Origin of the sequence: Flavobacterium ardleyense (genome assembly GCF_033547075.1) — a bacterium.
GTDB classification, from domain to species: Bacteria; Bacteroidota; Bacteroidia; order Flavobacteriales; family Flavobacteriaceae; genus Flavobacterium; species Flavobacterium ardleyense_A.
The window spans coordinates 1,945,058-1,970,141 of sequence record NZ_CP137891.1; the positions used below are offsets into that span (position 1 = coordinate 1,945,058).

Below are 25,084 nucleotides of genomic sequence, written 5' to 3' on the forward strand. Positions count from 1 at the left end.
TTTAAATGATGCTTAAATTCACTTATGTAATGTTTAAAATATACAATTACAGAAGTTGCACCGCAAAGTGTGTGTTAGTATAAATAGATGGTTGGTAATTAGTAAACAGAAGTCCCAATCAGTGTCAAAATCCCATAGGTTGATGGGCGTGTAATCCTTTCTTTTACTACTACGAACAGCTAGGAAGACATATAAAGTGAACAGCAGGATGCGAGCAATACGAACAAGAGAAGTAAGGAGCTCCAAAATAAAAAAATTTCAAAAAGTGTAATTCAAAACGTAATTCGTACTTCTTCCTCCTGCTTCACCTTTTAGCAATATACCTTTGTTTACTAAATCAGTTATATCTCTGAGGGCTGTGTCTGGGGAAGTTTTAGTCATTTTAGCCCATTTGCTACTGGTCAGATTACCTTCAAAATTTTCCATCAGTTTGTTTAGCATCAGTTTCTGGCGTTCATTATTAATTAGACCTGCTGATTTAACCCAAAAATTATGTTTATTGACTACTTTATCAATTATTATACTTGAGTGAAGTATACTATTTTTAAGACATCCCAAAAACCAAATAATCCATTCTGTGATTTCTAAATCGTCTTTTTGGGTTCGCTCTAAAATAGCATAATAGCCATTCTTTTGTTTATTTATTTCAGTGGACATACTGTAAAATCGCTGATTAATACCATCAGCTTTAGAAAGTTGCATATCTGTAATTGCTCTGGCAATTCTTCCATTGCCATCGTCAAAAGGATGTATGGTTATAAACCATAAATGAGCTACAGCTGCTTTGAGTACCGATTCTAAATTTTGTTCGCTATTAAACCAGTCCAAAAACTGTTTCATTTCGAACGCTAAATTTTCGGACCTTGGAGCTTCATAATGCACTATTTCTCTACCTATACCGCCAGAAACTACTTGCATAGCTCCTGAACGCCAGTTGGCTACTTCAATTTTATACAAACCACTACGTCCAGTTGGAAACAATGCAGCATGCCATCCAAACAAACGATCATCGGTGAGTATTTTATTATCATTTTGTGTAGCATCAAGCATTAGTTCTACAATTCCATCCACATGTCGATCGGATGTTTCTATACCCGAATATTCTAGCCCCAATCTTGTGGCAATGGAGGAACGAACGAGCTCTGGATTTAATATTTCACCTTCTATAGCAGAAGTTTGCAGTACATCTTGAATTAAGGTTTGTAAATTGGCTTCGTCTTTTAGTTCGAATCCTAATCCTTCTACTTTACCCATAAGTTTGCCCTGCAAGTGACGAACTTCACTTAATAGTGAAATAAATTCCTGCTCATTCCATGTAAATGAAGGCCAATATTTTAATTGATGGATGTAAATTGCCATTTATTTTCCTTTGATGCGGTAAATATAGTAATTATTCTCCGCAAAAAATGCGGTGATTAGACCTACTATTCACCGCACAAGTTTATTGAAGTGATTTTACGAAAATGTGAAAAAGAAATAGATAGGGGATTTTTCCGATAATATTATTATTGGAGCATGCTGTAGATACGGTGTAATGCAAACTCTGTGCGGCATTGTCTTTATAAATGTAGATGAGGTTTCTATAGAAATTATTCCAATCAGGGTCCAAATCCCCTAGCCCTGATTGAAGCGGACCCGAGCGAAGCGAACTGGCGAAGCAAATACAGCCTCAAGATTGTAGTGTAAAGCAGGACCCGAGCAGCGCGAACGGGCGAAGCAAATAGCTCCAAAAAAAAGATATTATCAATCCTTAAATTTAATCTTCACAAAATCTTTAAATTTTTCAATCTTTCAATTCTTCTATTTGCCAATACAAAAATTCGCAAATATATTCCCAAGTAGCTCATCGCTAGACACTTGACCTGTAATTTCTCCGAAATGGAAAAGCGCTTGCCTGATATCAATCGCCATCAAATCGCTCGGAACCTGCTGAGCCACGGCGTAACTAACTTTCTGAATTTCCTGCAAAGCCTTGAGCAAGGCATCGTAATGACGGGTATTGGTGATAATAGTCTCGTTGTTGCGAAGTGCGCCGGTGTTGACAAACGACAATAAAAGATTCTTGAGTGTCTCAATGCCGTCCTGTTGCTTGGCCGAAAGCAGCAAAATATTGGGAATCGCCTCGGTTAAAACAACTTTGTCGGCTTCGGAAAGCTTGTCTGCTTTATTGCCCAAAATCACTAGTGGCTTGAGTGGATGCTGATTCTTGATTTTCTCGAGCTCGATCTGAATTTCCTGTAGGGTGCGGCCTTGACTGCTACCTTCGGAAGCATCAAAAAGGTATAAAATGACTTGTGCTTGCTCGATTTTTTCGAAGGTTTTCTTGATTCCGATGCTTTCGACAAGATCCTGGGTTTCGCGGATTCCTGCGGTATCGATAAATCTAAAACTCATTCCGCCAATCACCAATTCGTCTTCGATCGCATCGCGGGTAGTACCAGCAATATCCGAAACAATCGCGCGCTCTTCGTTGAGCAGTGCGTTAAGCAAAGTCGATTTCCCGACGTTTGGCTCTCCGACGATAGCTACGGGAATTCCGTTTTTAATCACGTTCCCGATGGCGAAGGAATCGATTAGTCGTTTAAGGACAAATTCGATTCTGGTTAGAAGTTTTTTAAATTCGGTACGATCGGCAAATTCCACATCTTCTTCGGCGAAATCTAATTCGAGTTCGATTAGGGAAGCGAAATTCAGCAATTCTTCACGTAGTTTGGCAATTTCATTACTGAAACCTCCACGCATCTGCTGCATGGCAATTTGGTGCGATGCTTCGTTGTCTGACGCGATTAGATCGGCAACAGCTTCGGCTTGGGATAAATCCAATTTACCGTTTAGAAAAGCCCGCAGAGTGAATTCGCCCGCATCAGCCATTCGGCAACCGCTGCGAAGTAGAAGCTGAATAATTTGTTGTTGAATATAAGTAGATCCGTGGCAGGAAATTTCGATAGTATTCTCGCCAGTGTAGGAGTTTGGGCCTTTGAAAACTGAGATTAAGACTTGATCGAGCGTTTTGACTCCATCGACAATATGACCGAGGTGTAAAGTGTGAGAGGCAACTTTTAGCAAATCCTTGTCGTGGATTGACTTAAAAACGGTCGCTCCAATATTGATGGCGTCTGCACCTGAAACTCTTACAACTGCGATGGCGCCCGCTCCCGAAGGTGTGGCTAAGGCTACTATGGAATCCTGTTGAATCATTATGGTAAATTTTAATGCAAAGATATTCTAAACATCTCGGTTGGCAAGGGGCTTTGGCGCAGTGTTAAAAAAACGTAAAACTTTTTTTAACAATATCGTATCGTCAATAGAAACCTTAACTTTATAAACAAACCCAAAATTTATTATGACCAAGATTCTCTTTCCAACTGATTTTTCTAAAACTGCCAAAAATGCGTATTTGTATGCACTTACAATGGCAAGAGCGATTGATGCTGAAATTGTAGTACTCCATTCTTTTTTGCTTCCGCTAATTGATGAGTCTGGCATTCCTGCAAATTTTAAAGAGGTTTTTGATACAATTGCGTTTCAGAATCAAGAGAAATTAGATGAGCATATGCTTTTTTTAAATAAAGTCGCAAGCAAGAGAGGCTTTGAAGATATTAAAGCTACAGCACTATTAAAATCGGGTGATTTGCACCTGGCGATGGAGCAGGTCGTAGAATTAGAGGGAATAAATCTAGTGGTGATGGGAACTAGCGGAACTACAGGATGGTTTCAGTCAATTTTGGGGTCTCAAACGGGAGATGCAATTGCCTCGCTAAGTGTACCAGTAATGAGTATTCCTTTAGGATTAAAATTTACTAAAATTAATACGATTGGATTCGCTAATCTCTATAGAGAAAAAGATTTTGTTGCGTTGCAAAAGCTTAGTGCTATGACAGCTCCCTTTAACTCTACCATCAAAAGTATTTTTGTAAAAAAACCAAATTCAGAAGTCACGCAACAGCAAATTGATACGTGGGAAAAACGATGTTCTCAACTAAATGTTCAGTTTTTTGTAATTCCAGATGATGATGTGCGCGCTACAATTGACGATTTCATCACCAATCAAAATATTGATGTGTTGGCAATGTTAACTGAAAAACGCGGATTTTTTCAAGAGTTGTTTAACAGCAGTCTGACCCAAAAATTATCCAATAAACTAGATATTCCGATACTAGCATTTCACGAATAAATTTTAAATTAAAGAAAAAATATTATGGCTATTGAAACGATTAACCCTTTTACCAACAAATCAGTTAAAAGCTTTGAAGAAATATCTGAGCAAGAATTAGAAACTAAAATTGACACTGCACATAAACAATATGCAAAATGGAAGGACACCAAAATTGAGAAGCGTGCGGAGCTGTTGCATAAAGTTGCAGCGATCATGCGCAAGCGCAAAAAAGAATTGGCTCAGCTAATCACACTTGAAATGGGGAAACTTATTAAGCAGAGTGAAAGCGAAATTGAAATGTGTGCCTCGGTTTACGAGTACTACGCAAACAATGGTGCCGATTTTATGAAAGACAAAGAGCTAGAAGTCGAAAGCGGAAAGGCGATTATGAAATTGTCGCCTATCGGAATTATATTAGGGGTGGAGCCTTGGAATTACCCTTTTAATCAAGTTGGACGTCTAGCTGCTCCCAATATAATGCTTGGAAACGTGGTAATGATCAAGCACGCGTCTAATGTGCCGCAATGTGCGCAAGCGATTGAAGATATTTTTAAAGAGGCTGGTGCCGAAGAAGGAATTTACACCAATCTCTTCTTGAATAGTAAGCATATTGCAAAAATTGCAGAAGATGATCGTGTTGTAGGATTGTCATTAACCGGAAGTGAAAAAGCGGGCGCTAGCGTCGCAGAAGCAGCTGGGAAAAATTTAAAGAAATCAGTTTTAGAACTTGGAGGATCTGATCCATTTATCGTGCTGGAAGATGCTGATATGGATGTGGTAATTAAAAATGCTATCGCTGGAAGATTAGGAAATATGGGACAGGCTTGCACATCATCAAAAAGAATGATTGTATTGGAATCTGTTGCAGAAGAATTTACCAATAGATTGCTAGATAAGATTAAAGGAATGAAAGTTGGCGATCCTGCTGATGCTTCTACCGAAGTTGGACCGCTAAGTAGTGAAGATGCGGCCGAAAAAATAAAGGAGCAGGTTGACGCTACGGTAAAAGCTGGAGCCAAAGTTTTATTGGGTGGTAAACGCATCGATAGAGAAGGAGCATTCTATGAGCCAACAATTTTAACTGGAATCAAGAAAGGAATGTTAGCATATCATGAAGAGCTTTTTGGCCCAATTGTAATGATCTATAAGGTGAAAGATGAAGAGGAAGCGATTGCGCTTGCCAACGATTCTAGCTTTGGTCTTGGCGGATCTGTTTTTAGCAAAAATATCGATAGAGCTGTTTTACTTGCAAGTAAGATTGAAACGGGAATGGTTTTTATCAATCAATATACTGGATCTAGACCAGACTTGCCGTTTGGAGGAACAAAAAGATCTGGTTACGGCCGTGAACTTGCCGCTTATGGTATGAATGAGTTTGTAAATAAAAAACTTATTTATGTAGGAGGGTAATTTTAGAGCGTTTTATTCGTCAGCAGATAATCTGACACATTAGACAAAAAAAACCGCAACATTCAGCATCTGAATTTGCGGTTTTTCTTTTGGGTTTGGTTGTAATTGGTTGGTTGTAATGTAATTTTTATGCGTTTAACATTACTGGCATAACCAGCATTGTCACTGTTTCTCCGTCGTCAAGACCATCAGCAGGAGTTAGAATTCCAGCTCTATTTGGCATTGACATTTCCAGCATAATATGATCAGATGTAAGGTTTGTCAACATCTCTGTAAGGAAACGTGAGTTGAAACCAATCTGCATATCATCTCCTTGATAGTCACAAGTAAGACGTTCGTCTGCTTTATTGGAGTAGTCTAAATCTTCGGCAGAAATATTAAGTTCGGTACCAGCAATTTTTAGACGAATTTGGTGCGTTGTTTTATTTGAGAAAATCGCCACACGACGTACAGAATTCAAAAACTGCATACGATCGATTACTAATTTGTTCGGATTCTCCTTAGGAATTACCGCTTCGTAGTTTGGATATTTTCCGTCAATTAATCTACAGATCAAAATATAATTTTCGAAAGAGAAAACTGCATTTGAATCATTGTATTCTATTTTAATTTCAGAATCCGAAGCACCCAAAATACCTTTAAGGATATTCAATGGTTTCTTTGGCATAATGAAATCATTTACTTGTGCCGCCACCACATCAGTGCGAGCGTATTTTACCAGTTTGTGAGCGTCTGTTGCAACAAATGTCAATCCTTGTGGCGAAAATTGGAAGAAAACTCCTGACATTACAGGACGTAAATCATCATTTCCAGCCGCGAAAATTGTTTTGCTTACCGCTGTCGATAGTACTTCGGCAGGGACAAGGGTCACTGAAGCATCTTCTAAAGTAACCGATTTTGGAAACTCTTCTGCCGCAGCGTAAGCCAGAACATATTTTCCAGAATTACTGCTAATTTCCACAAGATTATTGTCTTGAACTGTAAAAGTCAATGGCTGCTCTGGAAAGGTTTTAAGGGTGTCCAAAAGAAGTTTGGCAGATATAGCAACGCTTCCTTGAGACTCCGAATCAATTTCGAGAGTTGCAGACATTGTCGTTTCAAGGTCTGAAGCAGAAACTGTAAGGAGCTGATTGTCTAATTCAAACAGGAAATTATCCAAAATAGGCAAGGTATTATTGCTATTGATAACATTTCCTAAAACCTGTAATTGTTTTAATAAATATGAACTTGATACTATGAACTTCATCTGAATCTATTTAATTTTTTAGCATTTGCCGCTTTTAAGTCAGCACAATATTCTAATTAGGATACAAATATATCCTAAACAACTGTATAATCTCAATTATTTTATCAACATTATCGACTGTATTTACGCTTGCGCAAAAATGTGAAAAGCAGGCCAAATATTATAAGTACAACTATTGGCAATGCGACAGTTAGCAGTTGCGTCTTGCTGTAGTTTTCGTACACCTTTTCTTTATCTAGCAGTGGTAGATTTACCTGCTTGCTTCTAATGTTGATAAGTCCGTTATCGTCAAGGAGGAAATTTACACAATTCAACAAAAATTCTTTGTTTGCATAAAGATTTCCTGTCCATTTATCATAACCAAGTTCCATCGGTTGGAAGTTTCTGTCCAACTGATTTTTGATCACATCTCCATCAGCAACCACAATCATTTTTGTATCTTTTCCGCTTCCGCTAAATGTAGAATCGTCGAATGGAAGAACTCTATTTTCAAAAACAGATTTGAAAGATCCTTCGAGCAAAACGGCAACAGGAATTTGTCCCTTACCTTCAAATTCAGCTTTCTCAGGACGATCTTGCACCATCGATAGATCTACTTCTACGGGAGTTCCTACCAATTTAGAATATGGACTACTCCGAAGCAATACGGTCTTATTGATGTCATTTTTCAGAACTTCTATTCCCGAAGTAAATTCGAATTTTATTCCATCAAGGTTAGAGATGATCGGATGTTTTCCTTCTGGATAGATCATTGGCGAATAAAACCAAGGATACTGCGTGTACTGCGATGCTGATCCTTCATCTCCGGTAGCAAGAGCAATAGGAGTTGCCATAATATCCTTTACCAAGTCCGGATTAATACGAATGCCGTATTTAAAGAACATATCGTTGAGGTTGAGGTCTCTTGGCATTGCCAGAGTCATTCCGCGATCGTTGTACAAACTGTCCATCTCGATATTCACTTGATCTACAAGCCACAAAGTCTTGCCACCGCTCACAACGTATTGATCCAAAACTTGCTTTTCCTGATCAGAAAAACGTTCGGTTGGTTTTACAATAATCGCAAGATCATATTTTTTAAGCTCAGCTAGCGTTTCTTTGGCTTTATTCTGTACTGAATCTAGTGTAAAAGGTCCGATATAATAATTTTCCCGAATCTGACGCACAAAATCGGCAATGAGAATATCGTGCATTTCGCCGTTTCCTTTGATAATCGCAATCTTCTTTTGCTTTGTAGTGCTGATTGTATTTATAGCATTCGCGAAAGCATATTCTAAATGCTGAACAGAGCTTACCACTTTTTCTTCGGTCGAGGCACCCATCATATTCTTTAGCAACGGTATTTTGATGCTCTTGTCGCCATACGTTCCAATTGCCCAAGGAAAAACTACTTCTTGGGTTTGCTTTCCTTTGTCGTCCAGAGTAATGTTTATTGGCGTCAATCCACGTTCCATAAACGATTGCATAACTGCTTCACTTTCGTCAGGATTCTCTAAAGGATTTACAAATTGGAATATAATATTCGGGTTCTGAGCTTTTAATTCCTCCAGAAGTTGTGAAGTTTCGGTTTGAAGTCTTTTGAATTCCCCAGGGAAATTTCCTTTCAAAAACACATCAATATACAACGGCTGATTCACCGCATCTACAACATCTTTCGACGTTTTACTAAGCGTATATCTTTTATCCTGAGTTAAATCGGCGCGGACAAATACTTTCGAACTTGCGAAATTTAAAACCACGAGGGCCAAAATCACGATGAAAAGTCCTTTCAAATCATTTTGTTTTTGCTTTCTCATTATGATTTCAGGGATTTAAGTTTGAAAACTGTGAAAGCCAGAAACAAGGTAGCAATACTCAAGAAGTAGATTACATCACGACTGTCAAGAACCCCACGGCTCATACTCAGGAAGTGTTGCTCCATCCCGATATTGGCCACAGCCGACTCAAAACCTTTTACAAAAGTTGAAATTCCTTCAAATGCGAAGTAGAAGACAAAACATAAAAAAACAGCAATTATAAAAGCGATAATCTGATTGTCTGAGAGCGACGAACAAAAAATTCCGATTGCAGTATAAGATGCAATCAAGAATAAAAGTCCAATATAGGATCCAGCCGTGCTGCCAAAGTCGATATTACCTTCGGGCATTCCTAAATAGTAAATTGCCATTACATAAATAATTGTTGGAATAAGTGCAATTACGATTAAGAGAAAAGCACCAAGAAATTTACCGCCCACAATTTCCCAAATACTAATAGGTTTTGTTAACAGAAGCTCTAAAGTTCCCTGCTTTTTTTCGTCAGAGAAACTGCGCATTGTTACTGCGGGAATAAGGAAAATTAGAATCCAAGGAGCTAGTGTAAAAAACGGACTCAAATCAGCAAATCCACTTTTCAGGATGTTAAATTCTCCCTCAAAAACCCAAAGGAATAAACTATTTATGAGCAGGAAAATGGCGATGACCAAATATCCAATGGGCGAACCAAAAAAGGATTTGATTTCTCTAAGTAATATTGACTTCATTCCAAATTATATTTTAGGTACTGATTCTATCGCAATTGCGGTCTTCGTCAAGCAGTGCAAATAAACTATTTTTTTGCAAGTATATTGTTGTCCATTATGCCAAACTTACCAATTTGTCTACCGACCAAGCTTGAGGTTTGTCGTTAAAAAGTTTTTTTGTAAAAGCCCAAATGCCAGCGAACAGTTCTGATTGTCGGTAATTTTCTAAATCTTCGGCAGATTCCCAATAACTATAGGTAAAGAAAATATCTTTATTATTCTGATCTTGGTACAATTCTAAAAAGTTATTTCCAGGAAAAGCTCGAATTTTATCTTTGTTTTCTTCGAAATTCTCTAAAAAAGCTGGAATGTTTTCTTGATGAAAACTCAATTTGACAATGCGTACAAGCATATTATATTATTTTTCGTCTATAAAATTTATCTGAACAATATCACGATAGGTCAAACCCAATAGGGTAGAAGCGGAGCCTACGGTTTTTGGATTACTTCTAAAAATTGCGATTTCAAGCAAACCAGCTTCATTAAATACCGCTAATTTTTTTCCAGAAAAATCAGTAATCGGAAAAGAGCTGGAGGCCGCAATATCGGAGTATCTATTGAAAATTTCGATAATTGGCTTTGAATGATCTTTATTTCTACTTGTGCCGCGAGCGTTGTGTTTTATTTCAAACCTTCGACCTTTTCTATGATGTTCAAAAAGTTCTTTGCTAATATTCGTAACCAAATTTCCAAAGTGATCTACGTACAAAATACATCCACTAATGGTATTTTGATTTTCATTCATCGTTGCCGATAATTCAATCGATTGTTTTACACCTTCAACTTCTGTTCCCACAACATTAAGCAATCCACCTTTGGCAATATGGCAAGCAACAGTAATAAAAATATCAATATCACTCTGATCTGGATTCAATGCCGTAAAAAAATTAATATTTACAACTTTCTGTGGCAGAATCTTTTGGGTTAGAATTCCAGGAATCCCATTGTCAGCACAGATGAAGTAGTGGTCATTCCACTGCATTACAATGTGCTTATTTTCTTTATTACGTTCAATATCAACTCCAATAATATGCACTGTTCCAGCCGGAAAACTTTTGTACGCGGCACCTACCATATAGCTAGCTTCGGCAATATTAAATAGGTCTACATGGTGTGAAATATCTACGATTTGTGCTTCAGGAAATTGCGTAAGAATACGTCCTTTTAACGCTCCTACAAAGTGATCCTTAAGACCGTAATCTGTGGTTAGTGTTATTATTGACATAATTTTTCTTTCGCGGTGCAACCCATTAGAATTTTCATTAAATTTGAAATGCAAATCTAATAATTATTAAGCGATTTTTTTAATTTAAAAACCACACGTTTGAACGAAAGAACCATTGAACTCATAGACATTGCACCCAAAGATTTTTGGGGAGCCCAGGACACTCACTTAGAAACGATCAAGAAATACTATCCAAAACTAAAAATAGTTGCCAGAGGTACTACAATTAAAGCCTTTGGAGAAACGGAAGTACTTGATGAGTTCGAAAATCGGTTCAACCGCCTGATGCAGCACTTTGCTCGATATAATAAAATCGATGATAATGTAATCGAAAGAGTCATAGAAGGCAACGGACAAGCCGAACGCATGGATGACAGAGATAAAATTTTGGTCCATGGGATTCACGGCAAAATTATCAAGGCGATGACTCCAAATCAGCAATTGCTGGTTGATATGATTAACAAAAACGATATGGTTTTTGCTGTCGGCCCTGCCGGAACTGGAAAAACCTATACAGGGGTGGCACTTGCCGTAAAAGCGCTCAAAGAAAAGCAGGTAAAACGAATTATTTTGACACGTCCTGCGGTAGAAGCTGGTGAAAATCTCGGTTTCCTGCCTGGCGATATGAAGGAAAAATTAGATCCCTATATGCAACCTTTGTACGATGCATTGCGAGATATGTTGCCCAACGAGAAATTGGAAGACTATCTACTTAAGGGAATTATTCAAATTGCACCCTTGGCATTTATGCGTGGACGAACACTAGACCACGCCTTTGTAATTCTCGATGAGGCCCAGAATACTACGCATGCTCAAATGAAAATGTTTCTTACAAGAATGGGAAAGAGCGCCAAATTTATGATCACTGGCGATCCAGGACAGATAGATTTGCCTCGCCGTCAAGTTTCGGGACTCAAGGAGGCAATGTTGGTGTTGAAAGACATCGAAGGAATTTCGATCATATACTTGGACGACAAAGATATCGTGCGCCATAAATTAGTCAAGAAAGTTATTGACGCTTACAAAATGATTGAAAATAATGATTAAATTAAAAAAGACTTCGAAAGAAGTCTTTTTTGCTTAAAATATAGAGCTCCAATTTGTAAATTTTAAATCTGACAGTTTGTATTGGTTTAAACTTTCAATAAATGCGAGGTAAGCAGAACTAAAAACAGCTTTTAATTTGCAATTATGAGACTGGAAGATACAAGGTTTTAAATCGCAATTTACTACCGGTGTATCATCTTGTTCTAAAAGATGAATTAAATCTCCAAGTAAAATCGCTCTGGCCTTTTCTGAAATTAAAATGCCACCATTTTTCCCTCTCTTGGTTTGAACAAGATTGTTGGAAGATAAAAACTGAACCACTTTAATAAGATGATTGCGTGAGATCTTAAAATTGGCTGATAGCTCATCTAAAGAACTTTGATGGTTTTCTTTCTTTTGATCTAAATACATCAACACGCGCATACTAAAATCGGTAAAGTGATTCAATTTCATAAAAAGTTTATTAGTTGAGGCTTAATAATTGTGGACCAAATTCTTCATAAAGAATATTTTCTCTACTTACACCAAGACCTACTAAGGATTGATATTGCACTTTAATAAAGACAGGAGGTCCGCAAATATAATATTTTGCATCTTTTATCAGTATTTCTTTTTTTATCTGATCTAAGTCAATTCTCCCTTCAATGGCATTAGTATTGGTCTCAGGTAGAGTTTCGTAAAAAACGTAGGATGTTAACCAAGATTTTTCATTGTTTAGTTCTTCTATAGTATCTCTAAAAGCGTGCACGTTTTCATTACGGCAGCTGTGGATCCACACTGTTTGGTTTCTTTGTAATGCATTTTTATTAGTCTCAACCATACTCATTAAAGGTGTCAAACCAACACCGCCACTAACCAACACCAAAGGATTTTTAGATTCTGGATCAGCATAGAATAATCCCGCAGGAGCACTAACATCTAGTAAGTCACCAACGCTTTTTCCATGCAAAGCATTAGAAACTATGCCGTCTGGAGTTTTTTGTCCCATCTCTTTTTTAACCGAGATTCTGTAATAATCGTTATTAGAACTAGATGATAAGCTGTATTGCCTTGGCTGTTTATGACCTAATTCTGGAATAAAGGTGCTAACGGATATAAATTGACCGGGAAAAAAATCAGCGATTTCTTTCTTATCTACAGGTGTCAGGTAAAATGAATTTATTTCAGCACTTTCTGCAACAATCTTCGAAATTGCAAAAGATCTCCAACCTTTCCAACCTCCTTTTTTCTCTGTATTTTTTTGATACATATCTGCTTCAATATCTATCATTATTTGCGCTAATTCAGTGTAAGCACAAGTCCAAGCTTCGATCAATTCAGCAGTAGCTGCAGTGCCTAAAACTTCAATAATTGAATTAATTAGATGGTTGCCTACAATATCATATTGTTCAGCTGCAATATTTAAACTTACATGTTTATTCCCAATTGCTTTTAAAGTATTAATCAAAACTGTGGGGTCATCAATATTTTCGGCATACGCTAAGACTGCTCCAGTTAAGGCGTTCTGTTGCTTTCCACTAGCTTGATTCGCCATATTAAAAATATCTTTTAATTCAGGATTGTTAGTTAGCATTCTTTGATAAAAGTACGTAATCAAATCATTGCCATTCGCTTTTAATACGGGAACTGTTCCTTTAACTAATTCTTTTTGACTTGTATTCATGGGGCTTTATTTAAAATTCTACACAAAGGTAGCACCTAAAGTTGATTGTTGTATATGATATGCAACAATCAACATACTTTTGTATTTGTACTATCTATTTAGTAACAAAGAAGAATAAAATGAAGTATAGGGTGATTTTTTCAATTGAAATTGGTTTAAAAAAGTTAAAGAATTGCCGTACCCCTTAATCATCAAAACTTCGTGCTCTTACTATTTGTATGCACAAAGGATTTTTGGCTAGCAAACTTCTGCAATTGGTGTCGTTTTTTCTGCTTTTGATGCAAGGAATATCGTCTGAAGTATTTGCCTTTAATAATGTCTAAACAACTTTGTGTATCTCTTTGAAACAACCTATTTTTGCAAAAAAAACAACAGCATAAGATGAGCAATACAATCACAACAACTGATTTCAATTTTCCCGGTCAGAAGTCGCTTTACCACGGTAAAGTTCGCGAGGTTTACAATATCAACGACGATATTTTGGTCATGATTGCTACCGATAGGCTTTCTGCTTTTGATGTTGTTTTGCCAAAGGGAATCACCTACAAAGGTCAGATTTTGAATCAGATTGCAACAAAATTTATGGAGCTTACAAGCGATATCGTGCCTAATTGGCTGATTGCAACTCCAGATCCAAACGTTGCGGTAGGACATTTATGTGAGCCTTTCAAAGTTGAAATGGTGATTCGTGGATATCTTGCAGGTCACGCAGCTCGTGAGTATGCCGCTGGAAAAAGAGAAATTTGTAGTGTAAAACTTCCAGAAGGTCTTAAAGAAAATGACAAACTTCCTGAGCCAATTATCACCCCAACTACCAAAGCAGATTTGGGTGACCACGATGCAGATATCAGCCGTGAAGCTATACTTTCGCAAGGGATTGTTACCGAAGAAGATTATTTAGTTCTCGAAAAATACACACGCGCTCTTTACCAAAGAGGTACTGAAATCGCAGATAGTCGCGGTCTAATTTTAGTAGATACAAAATACGAATTTGGAAAAACCAAAGACGGCGTGATAGTCCTTATTGACGAAATTCACACACCTGACTCTTCCCGATATTTCTACGCCGATGGTTTTCAAGCGCGTCAGGATGCTGGCCAAGAGCAGAAGCAATTGTCGAAAGAATTTGTAAGAAGATGGCTGATGGAAAATGGCTTTCAAGGTAAAGATGGTCAAAGTATCCCAGAAATGTCTGCAGAATATATCCAAACGGTTTCTGATCGTTATATCGAATTATACGAGAATATCTTGGGCGAAAAATTCGTTAAAGCCGATATTTCAGATATCAATGCTAGGATAGAGAAGAATGTGCTTCAGTTTTTAACTTCGTATGAAAAAATCTAAAATATCTAAATAATCTAAAATAGGATTTCGCTGTTAAGTTAGACGAATAAATATTTTAGGAATTATAATAATAATTATTTGGCAGCTTTTTCCCGCTGTACTTTCCAAGAATCCCACAAAGAAGGTGTTTTTGCACAAAAAAATAAGGAGCTTCCGTTGGTCGCTCTTTTTTTTTGGTAAAAAACTAGTGAGAATTGAAAGATTCAAAGATTCAAAGATTGAAAGATTGAAAAATTCCAGATTTCTAAATAGGTTATAACAAAATATCAAGGTGACTAAAGTATAAATCCAAAAAACTTAAATTTCTGGATTTAATAATCATAGTTAATCACTCTCGTTAAAAGACTAATTTTTCTAAACTAAACCCTTAATCTATTTTAATTTTTCAAGATTATTCTAATCTTTCCACTGCTGGAATCTTTAAATTTTATATTTTTTCAATCATTAAATTAAAAAAAAGAAAAAATATGCGAACTGATTAGCTTCGCATTTTTTTGTTTTTTATCTCTAGTCGATGAGTTTTTTTATAGTAATCTGATTATTCTCATCCGTTATCTGAAGTAATAGCAATTGCTTGCCATTACGCGCCGGAATCTTTACCTCGTTCAAATTGATATTGCTATATTCTTGAACTAATCTTCCTAATGTATCAAATATCTCTATTGATTTTAAAGAGGATTTTGTTGAACTGATTACGACTTCGTTATTCTTTTGGTAAACGATTATCGAATTATTTTCTTCAGTAAACTCATTTGTACTTAAAGGATTTTGATAGACAATCGTAAAACGACTTTCAAAAGTTCCAGCTTCAGAAGTGAAAGTATAAGATTGTGTTTTCAAATTGTGAAGCAAGCCTGTAAATTGATCTTTCAAATAAATTACTTGATTACTTTCAAAAAGGCCATCAACGTGGTCTATTGCAATTGTATACTGTCCAGCTTCAGTTGCCATAAATTGCAGCGATACAATGTCACTTGCTTCAAATGGTAAAGGTCTTCCTTGAATTGTGTAAGGGGCGCCATCAATAGTGGATGTCAGAGCAATAACACCATCATTTTTATATTTCCCATCAATTCCATGGTCAACTGCTAGGGTCGCATTTGTAATGTATCCTAATAACATTTGAGAGTACGCTCCATTCAAGCTAGTTGCGTTAAGCCAGATTCTATTTTTCTCTACAATATTTTGAGTTTTAAAAAACTGCTCAATTGTATTATCAGATCGTTGAGAGTTTTTAAAAATAATTTCTTTTGAATTAGGCAAAACTTCAACAAAAAATCCTTGTGATGATGAGATAAAATTGTCTAAATCTTCAGCTTCGTCTTCTCCGTTAGTTGTAAATCCAGCCGTAGTCCAAGTACAGTAGCTAGGTTTATTTGCATCGTTTGTTTTACGCCAGAAATACAAAGATCCTGTAATAAAATCGCTATTATCATCGACGAATTTTTTCGCATCAAGCTTGGAAGGATAAGGATTTCCAACCAAATAGAATGGTTTTCCAATCTCAAGGTTTTCTATATTATAATTAATATCTCCATTATTGGGAATTCCATGAAAACTCCCATTCCAAACAGTTGCGACTGTAGGGTGATCATTTGGCATACGGATAAGGTAGCCAGTTGCTATATTAAAATTGGTAGAATTTGGCGCAGCTACTGCGTTATATTGGTCGGTGTTTGAATTATAATTGTAAAAACGAGTTAAGTTTGTAAATGGCGAGTAGCTAAGTAACTTTTGATCTTTTACAGGACTACTCCAAAGAGTGTAATCAAGTCTCTTTAACTTTGAGCTATTTTTTAGCACATTAATCTTTCCAATATTGATGGCGTTTGTAAGTTGAATCAAATTAGAGTTATTACTGAGAGTAAAGCTAGCGCCATCCTTTATTGTTATAGAACCGTTCAAAATGACATTGTTGCCTGACGAAATAATTACAGAAGTATTACTTTCTACAACAACAGATCGCGCGATAAAGTTTTCTGTAGAAGTGAAAATGCTTTGAAAAACTGCTGTTTTAGTATTGTCTGGAAATCCATTATCCCATTGACCATTTATTAAAGTAGTTTTATCCCCAACCGTCATTTTTGTTGAGGCCGAGTAAGTGTTGTCTTGAAATCTGGCTCTAAACCAAGTGTCATCAACTATCACTCCCATTTCGGAACCGCCTAATGAAGGTGTTGCGTTTGATATATTTGTAGGGTTGCTAAATGAACTGTCAGTAGATTTTTGCCAATTAATGATAATTTTAGTAGATCCCGCTAGAAATAAATTTGCAGGGAAACTGCCATAATCGATTGCCTGATTAATGGGAAATATTCGAGCTTCAGGAATTTTTAAAGTCATTCCGTCAAGGGTCGTAATTGCACCAGCTAAAATTAAGATTCGACCGTTAAGAGAACAATTTGCGCCAAGTGCTAAAGCAGCATTCGATATAAAAGTACCCTCGACTTTCGTGGATGCTCCTATACTAACTGCACCTTCTACAATCCAAAACACATTTGAAGCATGCGCTCCATTGGATAAAATTATTTCAGTATTTGCTCCGATCGCCAACGCGGCACCAAATTGGAATATGAAGATGCTATTAGGATCTCCCTGACCATCTAAAGTTAGAATGCCGGCAGTTGTAATAGCAGCAATATTTTTATAAATTCCAGGAGTTAGAGTTTCACTACCATAGGCTACAGCATGTGCAGTATTTGTCGGTGTTCTTCCCTGCAAATCTGCATAGGCTGAAAATAAGTCGACCTTGCAGGCTGCAGTTATATCATTTTGATTGATAAGATTCTCTGTTCCCACAGGAAAAGATGAGATAGCGCCCGCATCCGTTCCTATAAGTCCAGTATAAGTAGAAATTCCAGAATTTGAAATTGTACCCGCAGCCGTGTACATAACAAATTTTGAAGCTGAACCCAGATTTGCAGTCTCATTCGCCGCTGGGAATTGAATGTTAATGTATGAATTTAGGGTGGTTATGGCGCCAAATTTCGTAAGAGCTTTTCCATCTAATTTAGCATAAGCGCCAAAAACAATTGCAGCATTTGATACGACGATCCCTTTAATATCTGCGAAAGTTGCAAAGCCAGCGGCTCCAGCAGCTAGCCAATACACATTGTCAGCTCTTGCGCCGTTAATTAAAACTATTTTAGCGTAAGCAGCTGCATTTAGAGCGCCATTAGTTTTGATAATAAATAAAGCATTGCTATTGCCTTGACCGTCCAGAGTAAGAGTACCCGCAATTGATATGGCTCCATTCACATCATAAATTCCTGGTGATAAGGCTTCTCCTGTTCCAAAAGTAAGTGGATGATTTAGTACGGTAGGAGTTGTTACTAGCAATTCCTCGTAAAGCGCTGATAAATCTATAACAGCCTGTGCAGTGGCAACATTTTGAATGTTGATTGAACTTGGAGATGCTGAAAAGCCACTTATTGCTCCAAGATTGGTTCCGATGTTTCCAGAGACTTGGGTAAGCCCAGTATTAGTTATAGCTCCATCGCTTGTGAAGAGATCAAAATTCGCAAGTGAATTTAAGTTAAGGGTTTGAGAAAAAATAGTGTTGGAAGAGAAAAGGCAAAAGCTGATTGTAATCAGTAATAATAGGTTATTTTTCAACGGAAGTTGTTGGGATTATGTGCAATAGGATAATTGCGACGCCGCAAAGGTGATTGTAAATATTAACAACTCTACTATAATTAGAAGTTAATAAATTTGTGGCGAGTTTGAATTTGTATTTCCAAAGGTGAATTTACAGATCAAATGTCCGCCATTTTCTATGAGAGTAGACTCTTACAATAAATTGCACTGTAAATACTGAATAAGATTTAATGATAGACCTTAAAAAATAAACTTAAAAAAGGAAGAATAGACTTACATATATTGAAATTAATTGTGACATAAGAAAATTTGTTATGTCGTTTTTAATTAGAAAATCTGTTGAAAGACGCAATCTGATTGATTAGAAAAAATTTATATTCCCAATGAGAGATTTATTCTGGGTAATAATTAATTTTTTGAGGGTACAATATACAAAATATACTATTTCAAAAATCATCAAATCGCGCACGATTTAATAAAATTACTTTCAACATAAACTGTTATAAAATCTAAGCTAACAAATAATACTATTAGAGACCATTCCACTTTTCAGTTTTATCATATCATCAAAATGGTGTAAATTGTCTATAAAAAAATCCGAACCAAGAGGTTCGGATTTTGGACTAAAATTATTTCTTACTGTTAAGTGTATAAACACCTCCCGCAAAAAGTACGGCGGCCAATCCTAGATAAATATATCCTTGACTTTTGCCCGATTCATTTGAGGCATCGATTTCTAGTCCTAAAACATTTATTTCGGCAGTATTAGCCGAAACTTTGTTAAACCCCATATAAGCAAATCCGAGACTCACTACGATAAGCACAATTCCAATAAGTTTTGATGTATTCATAATTTGGTTGTTTTTTAATTAGTTAGTTCTAAAGTAGCAAAATCAATTCGAAATTTCAACTTATATAAGTTTATTGTTAAAATTTTAAGAACCATAAATAAGTGGACTGTTTACCGAACACTACATTTTATTATTTTAAAAATCTGATAATCACTATTTTATTGTGCTATTCCTAGTCTTTTACGTATTATAAATTAAAAATTGCCAGCACTTTTTTGCCTAATAATTTGGGCGCAGAGAAGCGAACAAAAATCGGAATTCTTATAAACTTCGTGATTAGCATTTTCAAAAATTGTCGACCTAACCCTAAGTTCATGGCTCCATGTGGGATTTGGCCGATGCATATCTAGTTCGCCGAAGCTTAAATTAACTTTTACTGCTGGCTTTAAAGTTTCAAATCGCAATCGTGTGGCTGATACAGCGTACAAGCTGCTAATGCGTTGGTTATACAAAGCTGCTTTCCAAGCAATGGTTCCGCCGACGCTAAAACCTAAAATAGTGTATTCTTCAGTATAAATTTTTAATAAATTGTCAACAGCTTTTTGAATTCCAAAGTCTACAAATGCTTGATGAATTTGAATTTCTGATTGCCCTTTGCAAGCTATTTCCCCGAGCTTCTGAGTGTCGTAAACTATACAATTAAAATCTTTCTGCAATAAGTGCTGGTAATTTTCTAACCACATTTCATCTTTCAACCCGTTGAAATCTGTCAAAATAATAAGCATATTTTTCATAGCGTATCGGGGGTTTCAGGCAATTTAGAAATAGATTTATTTTGTGTTTTTGAAAGTAAAAAAAGTCCAAGCAAGGCACCAATTCCTGCAAACATCATATCAGATTGCGTATCCCATACGTCTCCTTGAGTTCCTAAGAAAGCGTCGCCACCATCTCCAGTCAAAATAGATACAAACCATTCAATGAGTTCGTAGGCTGCACTGATGCCCAAGCACATAAGAACTATTATCAAATTTAGATAAGACTTTCTAGCAACAACTTCCTTACGAAGAAAGATTTCTCTGACGATCATCGCTGGAACAAGTCCTTGGGCAAAATGGCCAAGCTTATCGTAATTATTTCTTTCAGAACCCATTACATCCTTGAGATAGTCAAATAGTGGCACTTCGGCATAGGTATAATGACCGCCCACAAAAAGAATGATGCAGTGAAGCATTATCAAAAAGTAAGTAAAATCGCTAAAGCGAAATTTTTTGAAAGTCGCCATCAGTATAATAATTCCCAAAACTCCAGGTAATACTTCTAGGAAAGCTGTGAAATATTCGAAAGGATTTATCAATGACCAGACAAGTACGGCAAACGCCAAACTCAACATCAGAAAAGGATTCTTCATAAAAAGGCAATTTGTTTGATAGCGAATATACTTTTTAATTTGAAATGTTAAAACCTCTATTTCCAAATAGTCAAAAAAAAAATCCGATTCGGCTTATGAATGCCAAATCGGATTTTCTAAAATACTTATCGACTATTATGATTTAATTTTGGAGCAAGAGTTTCCCGCAGCAACTGATCCCATCGGGATCAAATGTTTATAGAAAACGTGTCTAATTTACATCTCGACATTGCAGGGGTCGCACCATTTTCAATATTTTTAATCGAAATTTATTCCGTGATTTTTCATCGATTATTTCAACTGAGCCGTAAACCCCTAGCCCCGATTGTAGCGAAAATCCTTGAGTGGGAATTTGCCTTTTGGCAGCAGCGGCAGGCAAGAGCGCCTTTAGTCCCGATAGCTATCGGGATCCTTGAATGCTGACTGCTGCGGCAAATTGCCGCTCAAGATTGTAGAGGAAAGCGGGATTAAGCTCCTTATAAAATTAACTGAAATATTTAAAATCGTGATCGTTTTCAAGCTTCAATAAAGTCTGATAAATCAGCTTAATTACGTTCTCAACATCGTCTCTATGCACCATTTCCACAGTCGTGTGCATATAGCGAAGTGGGAGCGAAATAAGCGCCGAAGCCACGCCACCATTGCTATAAGCGAAGGCATCCGTATCTGTTCCCGTCACTCTCGACGAGGCAAGGCGCTGAAATGGAATGTCATTGGCCTTGGCAGTTTCGAGGATTAATTCGCGCAAATTATTTTGAACAGCAGGCGCGTAAGTGATCACCGGACCATCGCCAATTTTGGTGCTTCCCTGAACTTTCTGATCGATCATCGGAGTTGTACTATCGTGGCAAACATCGGTCACAATCGCGATATTTGGCTTGATAGTTTGAGTAATCATTTCGGCACCGCGAAGGCCAACTTCTTCCTGCACAGAATTGGTAATATAAAGACCAAAAGGCAAAGTAATATTGTTTTCTTTAAGCATACGAGCGACTTCGGCAATCATAAAACCGCCCATTCTATTGTCAATCGCGCGACATATAAATTTATTTTCGTTCAGGATTTCAAAGGTATCAGGATAAGTGATCACGCAACCCACGTGCACACCCAATTTTTCGACTTCCTCCTTATTAGTACAACCGCAGTCGATGAAAATATTGTCCAATTTTGGTGTCTCTTCTTTATCACCTTTACGAGTATGAATCGCCGGCCATCCGAAAACACCACGAACAATTCCGTTTTTTGTATGAATATTGACGCGTTTTGATGGTGCAATCTGATGATCAGATCCACCATTTCGAATCACGTAAATCATCCCTTCGGCGCTGATGTAATTCACGTACCAAGAAATCTCGTCTGCGTGGCCTTCGATAACTACTTTAAACTTCGCATCGGGATTAATCACACCCACCGCAGTGCCGTAGGTATCGGTGATAAACGTGTCTACATAAGGCTTTAGGTAGTCCATCCATAACTTCTGACCTTCAGATTCGAAACCTGTTGGCGAGGCATTATTTAGGTATTTTTCTAGAAATTCAATTGAATTTGAGCTAAGAATGCTATCTTTCATCGTGTTTTTTTTGCTAATTTAAAGATTTGGCATCAGACTTGCCAACAGATTGCATAATTTTGGCTTAAAATTCCTATTCTATGAAAGGCATCTACCTATTCTTTTTTTTAATTTTTGCTACTCAATTTCAGGCTCAAGTGCAGTCAAAAGATAGTCTTTTGGTCGATTACGATGCGGTAGAAAATGATAGTTTGTTGGCGCAAATTCTTGAACTTGAGGAGGTGATAATATACAGAAATAAACTTGATGCCGCGGCAGCGAAAGATTTTTTGCTCTTGCAAAATCGCGTTTACGTGGTGTATCCCTATGCGAAGATTGCTGCAGATAGACTCACAATTCTCAATGCGACGATGGACAAAATGAAAACTGCAAAGGAGAAGCGCAAATACTTCAAAATCGTCGAAACTTATATCGAAAATGAATTTACGGCAAAGCTTAAAAAACTGTCACGCAAGCAAGGTCAGATTTTGGTCAAACTTGTTTACAGACAGACTGGAATTACGCTTTTCGATCTCGTAAAAGATCATAAAAGTGGTTGGAAAGCATTTTGGGCGAGCAATACTGCGAAGTTGTTTGATATAGATATAAAGCGACAGTATGATCCATTTACCGTGAACGAGGACTATTTGATAGAGACGATTTTGCAACGTGCATTTGATAACGGCCGCCTTCCAAGCCAAGCTCCTGCGACGCCGATTGACTTTAATAATCTAGACAAGCATTGGCACGAAATGAAAAAAGCAGAAATGAAATAGTTAGTTTAATTTAGAAGTAATCGCGCTGTTCGCTACAATTTGAACACAAAATTTCAAAATTTTTTAGGGTTGCAGCTAGATGCCCTTAGTCTTTTTTACAAAGCTAAAGTACCCATAGCTTTTTTTTAGTTAGATTTGCTTCCGCATTTCGTTTTGCTCCTGTCAACTGCCATCTTGGCTAGGGGGTTGTATCTTTCAGCGGTTTGAGAAACTCACAACTTTCAAAAACTCTTTTGAAAAAAATTTATTGATTTTATGCACACAATTTCATCTAAGTTTAGAGATCTCTTTATCGGCAAAATTGTCTTTCTGGCATTTGTATTTACTGTAATTTTAACTTTTTCGCTAAAGTACATATTGAAGTTGAAGGAAGTGGATAGTCAGATTACCGTCAATTTAATCGTGGGACTTGCAATTGTGTTGTCGTGGCTACTAATTTATAGAATTGTTGCAGTAATGAAAGTAAACATTGTTGAAGATCGGATAGAAATTTTCTCCCTTTTTGGAAAGAAAACAGAAATCTTCTGTATCGATATTGTAAAAATCGAGTCGGAAAAGGTTGTTCTGACATCAAAAGCTGGAAATATAACCGATGGCTTTCACATAAGTATTTTGCTCCTCAAAAACGGTAAACATATTATAATTTCACCGGATGAATTCGAAAACTATAATGAGATAATGGCTGCGGTAATTAGTAGAAGAAATTCGAAGAGTGTAAGTAAACGGAATGCATAAAATTCAATAAGTAATTTTCAACTCAAGTAAGATTTAATAGTGAGACATAATAGCGTAATCCAATTCAACCCGATAAGTACAAGCAAAATCATCTTATTGTCGGTAGGGTTCTTGATGGTTGCAGTCACTTTTTATGTTTTATATAAATATTCTGCAGAAAGCAACTTTTTCTCAATTAGTATCCTAACATTATTCGCAGGAGTGCTTACAGAGAGTTTTCGAGTTGGTAGAAATTGGCTAAATGTCGTTGGTCTTTTCTTCTTGTCATATTTCACAAGTTTCCTAAGTTTTATTCCTGGAAAGCGGGAAACTGACTACGATTTGCAATCGCACATTGAATTATGGCCGTACTATTTTCTATTTTTTATGTTTTGATTTTTTCTATTGCCAATAGAAAGAAATTGACCGCGAATATTACCGAAGGGATTACTTTATTGTTATCGATCTCTTTAATTTATTGGACTATTGACGCTGGCTTTACGAATTTCTACAATCTTTTTATTGTTTTACTGTGGATTTTTGTGGCAATATTTAGTTTCAGATCTTTCCGGAATGCTTTTACTAGCATAGAACTTACATCAAACAAAAGAATTGGACTGAGTGTGTGGAGTTCTGTGATAATACTTTGTTTTTCTGTGGATAACATTATTCGCGTTTTTTCAAATGATGCACTAGAGCTTATATCTACTGCTGATCAAATATTATATGTTGGATTAGAATATTTTCTGTTGGGAATTTCAGCATTATATATAGTAAATAATTTTCTCTTACTAATAAATTTTTTTCCGAATAAAAGCGAGAAATATTCTGAGACCTTAAAGACAGCGAGAGAAAATCACCTTGGTCGCTTTTCAAATCAACAGGTTGCACCTATTTATTCTATAATTTGCGTTGTATACTCAGTGAGTCTTTTTGCAATAAATTTCTATTATCTCGAAATACCAAGATTGACAATGATATGGCTGGTAATTTTTACATTTCCTATTCTGCTACATTTTCTTATGAAATTGCAGATTATTAAAAATGTAGTTAATTAATAACTATCTAAAATACTATAATTAGAGTATATTTATAAATGTTTGAAGCGATTATATACTATTTAAAAATATGAGAACATTTAAAAAAATACTCCTTGCAGCCATTATCTGTAGTTTTTATAATTGCGAGAAAGTAGACAGCACAAAAGAGTTATCGTCGACTGAAATTGACAGTTTATCCAATAAAATCGATAAACTAAAAAACGAGAATAGTTCTTTACGAAAAGATCTCATGGACAAAAGTGCCGAAACAAATTATTGGTATGCCAATGATTTTGAAGGTCGAAAATTGATGGATCAGGGAATTATAAATCCATCAGAATATATTGCAAGTGAACTAAAAGCACAGCCAGAAATCATTCCGATGAAAGCAGTTTTAGGCGGGAAGATGCATTTTCTAAATGTTCAAATTTTGGGTCGGGAATGGATCATCGCAGATTATGAAGATGGGCACGTACTTGGAAAAGCCATTTTCAAATATAAAGTCGGCAAAGATGGTAAAGTTGATTTCGAACTAATTTCACAAGAAGCGCAATAGCT

21 protein-coding genes are annotated in these 25,084 nt (G+C 36.6%); 7 read left to right on the forward strand and 14 right to left on the reverse strand.

Annotation, left to right across the window (positions count from 1 at the left end):
• Positions 1–258: 258 nt before the first annotated feature.
• Entirely contained in the window at positions 259–1,359 is a 1,101-nt protein-coding gene (locus SBO79_RS08420; RefSeq protein ID WP_318639978.1) for a Fic family protein, read from the reverse strand.
• A gap of 441 nt (positions 1,360–1,800) precedes the next feature.
• Positions 1,801–3,198, reverse strand: coding sequence for a tRNA uridine-5-carboxymethylaminomethyl(34) synthesis GTPase MnmE (gene mnmE / locus SBO79_RS08425; protein ID WP_318639979.1), 1,398 nt, complete (start codon positions 3,196–3,198; stop codon positions 1,801–1,803).
• 145 nt (positions 3,199–3,343) lie between these two features.
• Here mnmE and SBO79_RS08430 point away from each other — a divergent pair, with 145 nt between their 5' ends.
• Positions 3,344–4,174: a universal stress protein gene (locus tag SBO79_RS08430; protein WP_318639980.1), complete on the forward strand. Its 831-nt coding sequence runs from the start codon at positions 3,344–3,346 to the stop codon at positions 4,172–4,174.
• 24 nt (positions 4,175–4,198) lie between these two features.
• On the forward strand, positions 4,199–5,566 hold the full coding sequence (locus SBO79_RS08435) for an NAD-dependent succinate-semialdehyde dehydrogenase (protein WP_318639981.1): 1,368 nt from the start codon (positions 4,199–4,201) through the stop codon (positions 5,564–5,566).
• Between the two features lie 127 nt (positions 5,567–5,693).
• Here the strand turns inward: SBO79_RS08435 and dnaN are convergent, their stop codons facing one another.
• The 5 genes from dnaN to SBO79_RS08460 all read right to left on the reverse strand — a co-directional run bounded on the left by dnaN (position 5,694) and on the right by SBO79_RS08460 (position 10,597).
• A complete protein-coding gene (gene dnaN / locus SBO79_RS08440; protein ID WP_318639982.1) occupies positions 5,694–6,812 on the reverse strand; it encodes a DNA polymerase III subunit beta in 1,119 nt (372 codons plus the stop codon).
• Between the two features lie 110 nt (positions 6,813–6,922).
• Positions 6,923–8,608, reverse strand: a complete 1,686-nt coding sequence (gene gldG / locus SBO79_RS08445) for a gliding motility-associated ABC transporter substrate-binding protein GldG (RefSeq protein WP_318639983.1) — start codon at positions 8,606–8,608, stop codon at positions 6,923–6,925.
• A complete protein-coding gene (gene gldF, locus SBO79_RS08450) occupies positions 8,608–9,333 on the reverse strand; it encodes a gliding motility-associated ABC transporter permease subunit GldF (protein WP_318639984.1) in 726 nt (241 codons plus the stop codon). The genes gldG and gldF overlap by 1 nt, the downstream gene beginning before the upstream one ends.
• Positions 9,334–9,427: 94 nt before the next feature.
• Positions 9,428–9,724, reverse strand: a complete 297-nt coding sequence (locus SBO79_RS08455; RefSeq protein WP_318639985.1) for a putative quinol monooxygenase — start codon at positions 9,722–9,724, stop codon at positions 9,428–9,430.
• A gap of 6 nt (positions 9,725–9,730) precedes the next feature.
• On the reverse strand, positions 9,731–10,597 hold the full coding sequence (locus SBO79_RS08460) for an SAM hydrolase/SAM-dependent halogenase family protein (RefSeq protein WP_318639986.1): 867 nt from the start codon (positions 10,595–10,597) through the stop codon (positions 9,731–9,733).
• Between the two features lie 99 nt (positions 10,598–10,696).
• On the opposite strand from SBO79_RS08460, the gene SBO79_RS08465 reads away from it, so the two are divergent.
• Positions 10,697–11,644 (forward strand): PhoH family protein, encoded by a 948-nt coding sequence (locus tag SBO79_RS08465; RefSeq protein WP_318639987.1) that lies wholly within the window; start codon positions 10,697–10,699, stop codon positions 11,642–11,644.
• A gap of 33 nt (positions 11,645–11,677) precedes the next feature.
• Here the strand turns inward: SBO79_RS08465 and SBO79_RS08470 are convergent, their stop codons facing one another.
• The gene (locus SBO79_RS08470; protein WP_318639988.1) at positions 11,678–12,097 is read right to left on the reverse strand and encodes an Rrf2 family transcriptional regulator; all 420 of its coding nucleotides are present in this window, start codon (positions 12,095–12,097) and stop codon (positions 11,678–11,680) included.
• Positions 12,098–12,107: 10 nt separating this feature from the next.
• Complete coding sequence (gene hmpA, locus SBO79_RS08475) at positions 12,108–13,307, reverse strand: NO-inducible flavohemoprotein (RefSeq protein WP_318639989.1); 1,200 nt, start codon at positions 13,305–13,307, stop codon at positions 12,108–12,110.
• A 381-nt stretch (positions 13,308–13,688) separates the two neighbouring features.
• On the opposite strand from hmpA, the gene SBO79_RS08480 reads away from it, so the two are divergent.
• Entirely contained in the window at positions 13,689–14,651 is a 963-nt protein-coding gene (locus SBO79_RS08480) for a phosphoribosylaminoimidazolesuccinocarboxamide synthase (protein ID WP_318639990.1), read from the forward strand.
• Between the two features lie 507 nt (positions 14,652–15,158).
• On the opposite strand, the gene SBO79_RS08485 is transcribed toward SBO79_RS08480, so the two are convergent.
• The 5 genes from SBO79_RS08485 to SBO79_RS08505 all read right to left on the reverse strand — a co-directional run bounded on the left by SBO79_RS08485 (position 15,159) and on the right by SBO79_RS08505 (position 22,017).
• Positions 15,159–18,266: a RemA C-terminal-like gliding motility protein gene (locus SBO79_RS08485; protein WP_318639991.1), complete on the reverse strand. Its 3,108-nt coding sequence runs from the start codon at positions 18,264–18,266 to the stop codon at positions 15,159–15,161.
• A gap of 611 nt (positions 18,267–18,877) precedes the next feature.
• Complete coding sequence (locus SBO79_RS08490; RefSeq protein ID WP_318639992.1) at positions 18,878–19,099, reverse strand: hypothetical protein; 222 nt, start codon at positions 19,097–19,099, stop codon at positions 18,878–18,880.
• A 194-nt stretch (positions 19,100–19,293) separates the two neighbouring features.
• Entirely contained in the window at positions 19,294–19,824 is a 531-nt protein-coding gene (locus SBO79_RS08495; protein ID WP_318639993.1) for an alpha/beta hydrolase family protein, read from the reverse strand.
• Between the two features lie 5 nt (positions 19,825–19,829).
• A complete protein-coding gene (locus SBO79_RS08500) occupies positions 19,830–20,447 on the reverse strand; it encodes a DUF2238 domain-containing protein (protein WP_318639994.1) in 618 nt (205 codons plus the stop codon).
• A 484-nt stretch (positions 20,448–20,931) separates the two neighbouring features.
• The gene (locus tag SBO79_RS08505) at positions 20,932–22,017 is read right to left on the reverse strand and encodes a M42 family metallopeptidase (protein WP_318639995.1); all 1,086 of its coding nucleotides are present in this window, start codon (positions 22,015–22,017) and stop codon (positions 20,932–20,934) included.
• A gap of 80 nt (positions 22,018–22,097) precedes the next feature.
• On the opposite strand from SBO79_RS08505, the gene SBO79_RS08510 reads away from it, so the two are divergent.
• The 3 genes from SBO79_RS08510 to SBO79_RS08520 all read left to right on the forward strand — a co-directional run bounded on the left by SBO79_RS08510 (position 22,098) and on the right by SBO79_RS08520 (position 25,082).
• Positions 22,098–22,772, forward strand: coding sequence for a DUF4294 domain-containing protein (locus SBO79_RS08510; RefSeq protein ID WP_318639996.1), 675 nt, complete (start codon positions 22,098–22,100; stop codon positions 22,770–22,772).
• Positions 22,773–23,027: 255 nt separating this feature from the next.
• Positions 23,028–23,507, forward strand: a complete 480-nt coding sequence (locus SBO79_RS08515) for a hypothetical protein (RefSeq protein WP_318639997.1) — start codon at positions 23,028–23,030, stop codon at positions 23,505–23,507.
• A 1,107-nt stretch (positions 23,508–24,614) separates the two neighbouring features.
• A complete protein-coding gene (locus SBO79_RS08520; protein WP_318639998.1) occupies positions 24,615–25,082 on the forward strand; it encodes a hypothetical protein in 468 nt (155 codons plus the stop codon).
• The last annotated feature ends 2 nt before the right edge of the window (positions 25,083–25,084 follow it).

Excerpts from the sequence above, each read along its gene's own strand:
- SBO79_RS08420 (WP_318639978.1), bottom strand. The coding sequence starts at position 1,359 with ATGGCAATTTACATCCATCAATTAAAATATTGGCCTTCATTTACATGG.
- mnmE (WP_318639979.1), bottom strand. The coding sequence starts at position 3,198 with ATGATTCAACAGGATTCCATAGTAGCCTTAGCCACACCTTCGGGAGCG.
- SBO79_RS08430 (WP_318639980.1), top strand. The coding sequence starts at position 3,344 with ATGACCAAGATTCTCTTTCCAACTGATTTTTCTAAAACTGCCAAAAAT.
- SBO79_RS08435 (WP_318639981.1), top strand. The coding sequence starts at position 4,199 with ATGGCTATTGAAACGATTAACCCTTTTACCAACAAATCAGTTAAAAGC.
- dnaN (WP_318639982.1), bottom strand. The coding sequence starts at position 6,812 with ATGAAGTTCATAGTATCAAGTTCATATTTATTAAAACAATTACAGGTT.
- gldG (WP_318639983.1), bottom strand. The coding sequence starts at position 8,608 with ATGAGAAAGCAAAAACAAAATGATTTGAAAGGACTTTTCATCGTGATT.
- gldF (WP_318639984.1), bottom strand. The coding sequence starts at position 9,333 with ATGAAGTCAATATTACTTAGAGAAATCAAATCCTTTTTTGGTTCGCCC.
- SBO79_RS08455 (WP_318639985.1), bottom strand. The coding sequence starts at position 9,724 with ATGCTTGTACGCATTGTCAAATTGAGTTTTCATCAAGAAAACATTCCA.
- SBO79_RS08460 (WP_318639986.1), bottom strand. The coding sequence starts at position 10,597 with ATGTCAATAATAACACTAACCACAGATTACGGTCTTAAGGATCACTTT.
- SBO79_RS08470 (WP_318639988.1), bottom strand. The coding sequence starts at position 12,097 with ATGAAATTGAATCACTTTACCGATTTTAGTATGCGCGTGTTGATGTAT.
- hmpA (WP_318639989.1), bottom strand. The coding sequence starts at position 13,307 with ATGAATACAAGTCAAAAAGAATTAGTTAAAGGAACAGTTCCCGTATTA.
- SBO79_RS08480 (WP_318639990.1), top strand. The coding sequence starts at position 13,689 with ATGAGCAATACAATCACAACAACTGATTTCAATTTTCCCGGTCAGAAG.
- SBO79_RS08490 (WP_318639992.1), bottom strand. The coding sequence starts at position 19,099 with ATGAATACATCAAAACTTATTGGAATTGTGCTTATCGTAGTGAGTCTC.
- SBO79_RS08495 (WP_318639993.1), bottom strand. The coding sequence starts at position 19,824 with ATGCTTATTATTTTGACAGATTTCAACGGGTTGAAAGATGAAATGTGG.
- SBO79_RS08500 (WP_318639994.1), bottom strand. The coding sequence starts at position 20,447 with ATGAAGAATCCTTTTCTGATGTTGAGTTTGGCGTTTGCCGTACTTGTC.
- SBO79_RS08505 (WP_318639995.1), bottom strand. The coding sequence starts at position 22,017 with ATGAAAGATAGCATTCTTAGCTCAAATTCAATTGAATTTCTAGAAAAA.
- SBO79_RS08510 (WP_318639996.1), top strand. The coding sequence starts at position 22,098 with ATGAAAGGCATCTACCTATTCTTTTTTTTAATTTTTGCTACTCAATTT.
- SBO79_RS08515 (WP_318639997.1), top strand. The coding sequence starts at position 23,028 with ATGCACACAATTTCATCTAAGTTTAGAGATCTCTTTATCGGCAAAATT.
- SBO79_RS08520 (WP_318639998.1), top strand. The coding sequence starts at position 24,615 with ATGAGAACATTTAAAAAAATACTCCTTGCAGCCATTATCTGTAGTTTT.